The sequence below is a fragment of the Paraburkholderia sp. SG-MS1 genome (assembly GCF_012275575.1).
Taxonomy (GTDB): domain Bacteria; phylum Pseudomonadota; class Gammaproteobacteria; order Burkholderiales; family Burkholderiaceae; genus Paraburkholderia.
The window spans coordinates 10769-13902 of record NZ_NPIH01000250.1 but is presented as its reverse complement, the minus strand read 5'-3'; the positions used below and the strand labels follow the sequence as shown (position 1 = coordinate 13902).

Sequence of the window (3134 nt, the reverse complement as noted above, 5' to 3'; positions counted from 1 at the left end):
CGTGACCGCGGATTCGGCGGGCATGGCGACGGATTGCACGGAGGAGTGGGCGTTGGGCATGGTGACGTGCGGCGCTGAAATGAAGCAGGTTCGAAGGCCGCGTCGATGACGTGACGGCGGCGGCGCGGTGATTCGCAGATGCACAAGGGGGCAAGTCTACGCGTGCTTGCGCGTGGCCGGGCCGGCGGTTCGGCGCGCGCGGCGCGCAGGACGGCAGCGAGAGAAAAAAGTTTAGCTGCCGTTATACGACGTCTTATAAATTGAACGAGGCTAGCCGCTTGTTTTTCAAGGAAAAGCGTTTTGGTATGGCGAGAGACTAGGGGTAAATGCCTGGTTGAAATCCGTCCGGGCATCATCGATAGTACGTTATCGTACAACTAGCAAGTGATATGCAGACTGCATCACGGCCGCTTCACCGCTAGCTGCCCCCAGTTCGATCGCGCGCGGCGCAGTCAACGCAGGAAAGGAACCCCTATGAAAAAGATTGCCCTGAGTGGCGCCGGCGGCCAGCTTGGCGCCGTCGTACGCGCTGCCATGATTGCGCGCGGTACGCCGCTGCGTTCGGCAGCAGGCTCGAAAGCCCTGACACCCCTCGTCGAAGGCGAGGACGTGATGCACGGCGACCTGCGCGATCCGGCGGTCGTCGATCGTCTCCTCGAAGGCGTGGACGTGCTGATCCACTTCGCCGGCACGAGCGTCGAGCGCCCGCTGCCGGAAATCATCGAGAACAATCTGCGCGGCCTCGTGGAGGTGTACGAAGGCGCGCGCCGTCACGGCGTGAAGCGCATCGTGTTCGCCAGCTCGAATCATGCGATCGGCATGTATCCGGTCACCGAAAAGCTGAGTCTCGACTGCGAACTGCGCCCGGACGGTTTCTACGGCCTGAGCAAGGTGTGGGGCGAAGCGCTCGCCAGAATGTATTGGGACAAGCACGGCATCGAAAGCGTGTGTGTGCGCATTGGCAGCTGCCTCGAACGCCCGACCGAGCCGCGCCACCTGAGCACGTGGTTCGGCCATCGCGATCTGATGCACTTCCTCGACCGCTGCGTCGAGGCCGAAGACGTCGGCTTCCTGACCATCTGGGGCGTGTCGGCCAATACGCGCAGCTGGTGGGACAACAGCGGCGCCGCGCGTTTCGGCTATCAGCCGACCCAGAACTCCGAGGACTATGCCGCTGACATTCTGGCGCGCCCGAATCCGCTCGACGCCTTTGGCCAACGCTTCCAGGGCGGCGCATTCGTCGGCATCGACTATTCGCGCGAAGACGGCGCTCCGGGCGCATCGGGCGCCACGGCGGCACGGCCCGTCTGACTAGCCTGGCATCACGAGGAGACGCAGTCATGAAAGTCAAGGGTATCCGCTGGTGGATGGTCAGCCTGGTCGCGGCCGGGCTCATCATCAATTACCTCGCGCGCAATACGCTGTCGGTCGCCGCGCCGACGCTGATGAAAGACCTCCACATCACCACCGAGCAATACGCTCATGTGGTCGTCGCGTGGCAGCTTTGCTATGCGTTCATGCAGCCGGTCGCGGGCTTCGTGCTCGACACGGTCGGCACCAAGCTCGGCTTCGCGGCGTTCGCGCTCGCGTGGTCGCTGGCCTGTGCTGCCGCCGCGTGGGCGACGGGCTGGCGCAGTCTCGCGTTCTTCCGCGGCCTACTCGGCCTCGCCGAAGCGGCGGGCATTCCGGCCGGCGTGAAAGCGACCAGCGAATGGTTCCCGGCGAAAGAGCGGTCGGTGGCGATCGGCTGGTTCAACATCGGCTCGTCGATCGGCGCGTTGCTGGCGCCGCCGCTGGTCGTCTGGGCGCTGTTGCGCGGACAGTGGCAACTGGCGTTCGTGATCGTCGGCGTGGCCGGCATCGTCTGGAGCGCGGTGTGGATGGTGATGTACAAGCATCCGCGCAAGCAGAAGATGCTGAGCGCCACCGAGCGCGACTACATCCTGAGCGGCCAGGAAGCGAAGCACTCCGAGGCCGGCGCGCCCAAGCGAAGCTGGCGCGCGATGCTGGGCAGCCGCGATTTCTGGGCGATCGGCATTCCGCGCATTCTGTCGGAACCGGCGTGGCAGACCTTCAACGCGTGGATTCCGCTGTACATGATGACCGAGCGTCACATGAACCTGAAGGAAGTCGCGATGTTCGCATGGATGCCGTTCCTCGCCGCCGACATCGGCTGCGTGCTCGGCGGCTATCTGAGCCCGCTGTTCCACAAGTACGCGAAGGTGTCGCTGTTCACGTCGCGCAAGATGGTGTTCGTCGTCGGCGCGCTGTTCATGATCGGACCGGCGTGTGTCGGCCTGGTGCAAAGTCCATATGTGGCGGTGGCGCTGCTGTGCGTCGGTGGCTTTGCGCACCAGACCTTGTCGGGCGCGCTGTACGCGATCACGTCCGACATGTTCGGCAAGAACGAAGTCGCGACCGCGACCGGCATGGGCGGCATGGCGGGCTATCTGGGCGCCGCGGCGTTCACGATGCTGTTCGGCGTGCTGGTCACGCAGATCGGTTACAGCCCGCTGTTCGTCGTGCTGGCCGTGTTCGATCTGATCGCCGCCGCCGTGGTGTGCCTGCTCGCGAAAAGCAGCGACAAGGCGCCCGAGCCGCGCTGGTCCGGCGCCGGTGGCGTGGTCGCCGCCAAGTAAGTGATGGCGAGTTCCGCCGGTGTGATTCGGCGGAACATCGAGCTTGACAAGCCTGGCAGCAACGGCGCCTTCACTGAGGCGCCTTTTTTTCGGGCGGGGCGTGCGAGCTTCACCCTTCACCCTTCACCCTTCATCCTTTACCCGGCTGTCGCAACGCGACGCGTCTTTCGGGACGCACGGCGCGTCGCGTCGTAAGCATGGGCGCGAGGAACACGAAACACCCCATCAAAAAACCGTCCGGTCCGTCACGCGCACGCGTCAACCGACGCCGCATACGTGGCGCCGCGCGGCACGCTTGAGCCGCGCATCATCAAGTGCTGTGGGATAATCGCGGAGTTTTGCCCGGAGCGCGGCTCACAAGGTTGTTCGCACGGGCGCGCGAGGGGCCTTTATTCCCTTGGCCCGCTTCTTTTCAGCGAAATTTCTCCAACAACCACGATGCCCGCATACCGTTCCAAAACCTCCACCGCCGGCCGCAACATGGCGGGGGCGCGC

General features: G+C 64.6%; 2 protein-coding genes. Both read left to right on the top strand.

Annotated features, from left to right (window positions below; genetic code table 11):
- Window positions 1-474: 474 nt before the first annotated feature.
- Window positions 475-1311 (top strand): NAD-dependent epimerase/dehydratase family protein, encoded by an 837-nt coding sequence (locus CIC12_RS25035; protein WP_168668013.1) that lies wholly within the window; start codon window positions 475-477, stop codon window positions 1309-1311.
- Between the two features lie 29 nt (window positions 1312-1340).
- Window positions 1341-2639 carry an MFS transporter gene (locus CIC12_RS25030; RefSeq protein WP_168668011.1) on the top strand — a complete coding sequence of 433 codons (1299 nt, stop codon included), beginning with the start codon at window positions 1341-1343 and terminating at the stop codon, window positions 2637-2639.
- Window positions 2640-3134: the final 495 nt, after the last annotated feature.

Bases quoted from the DNA above. Each gene is read 5' to 3' on its own strand.
- CIC12_RS25035 (WP_168668013.1), top strand. From the start codon at position 475: ATGAAAAAGATTGCCCTGAGTGGCGCCGGCGGCCAGCTTGGCGCCGTC.
- CIC12_RS25030 (WP_168668011.1), top strand. From the start codon at position 1,341: ATGAAAGTCAAGGGTATCCGCTGGTGGATGGTCAGCCTGGTCGCGGCC.